This window comes from Pandoraea sp. PE-S2R-1 (assembly GCF_002179865.1).
Lineage (GTDB): Bacteria > Pseudomonadota > Gammaproteobacteria > Burkholderiales > Burkholderiaceae > Pandoraea.
The window spans coordinates 1-481 of the sequence record NZ_NGUR01000102.1; the positions used below are offsets into that span (position 1 = coordinate 1).

Genomic DNA, 481 nt, shown 5'->3' on the forward strand with positions numbered 1-481 from the left:
GTCCAATCCGCACATCTATTTCGGACAAGTCCGTGCGTACGACGCCTCGGAATGGTCACAGTTCGCCACCCTGCGCGATGGCACTCAGCGCGTCATCAACCTCAGTGACAATCAAGGCCTCATTTCCCTGCCGTCGCTGCATGCCGCTCACGCCGTCGTGTTCGTCTACGTCACGCGGCATCTGCGGGGATGGAATGTCGGTCTTGCTGTCGTCAACGTCGTGATGACGATTGCCGCAGTGCCTTTCGGCGGCCACTATCTCGTCGACATTCTGGCCGGCATTGCACTGGCCCTTGTCGTGATCTGGGCATTGCGGCGCATGAGTCTGCGCCGCAACCTTGCCCTTCACCCCTCGTAACCACGGAACAGTCCGCAAAGCTTGAACACGTCCTCGGTGTAGGGCATGTCCTTGACCTTGCAGTAGCGGCTCGCCAGCTTCATCAGTTCCTTGATGTCGCGTCCGCTCGCCTGCGGGTAGCGG

Annotated in this window: 1 protein-coding gene; it reads left to right on the plus strand. The window is 60.3% G+C overall.

Annotation, left to right across the window (positions count from 1 at the left end; genetic code table 11):
- Positions 1–358, plus strand: a 358-nt coding sequence (locus CDV44_RS27225; protein WP_141118839.1) for a phosphatase PAP2 family protein, incomplete at its 5' end; no start/stop codon positions are given.
- Positions 359–481: the final 123 nt, after the last annotated feature.